Source organism: Gelidibacter salicanalis, from assembly GCF_016469035.1.
GTDB classification, from domain to species: domain Bacteria; phylum Bacteroidota; class Bacteroidia; order Flavobacteriales; family Flavobacteriaceae; genus Gelidibacter; species Gelidibacter salicanalis_A.
The window spans coordinates 1-306 of sequence record NZ_JAEHJZ010000524.1; the positions used below are offsets into that span (position 1 = coordinate 1).

Sequence of the window (306 nt, forward strand, 5' to 3'; positions counted from 1 at the left end):
CGCCATGTAAATTCCATTAGATGTATTAATGTTAAATGGCGGTTGCGTAAATTTTAAATTCTATAATTACAACGAGGTGTCACCATGAACAGAATGACCAGTTTACTGTTTTTGGGAATCATGGCCTCAGGGACGATTCAGTTTGCCAATGCGGCTGCTACAGGCGGCGTCATACATTTCACGGGGGCAATTGTTGAAGGGGGATGTAACTTCAAGGCCGCGAGTAACAGGGTGATCAGCGACTGTGATCGCGGCGGAAAACAGGTGTCGCAAGTTCACACGTTGAATGTGCAAACACCTTCTTCT

Annotated in this window: 1 protein-coding gene; it reads left to right on the plus strand. The window is 45.8% G+C overall.

All coding sequences use genetic code 11. The annotated features are described in order from the left end of the window. Nucleotides 1-84: 84 nt before the first annotated feature. Nucleotides 85-306: hypothetical protein (locus JEM65_RS22735; RefSeq protein ID WP_233530829.1), on the plus strand; the 222-nt coding region annotated here is incomplete at its 3' end.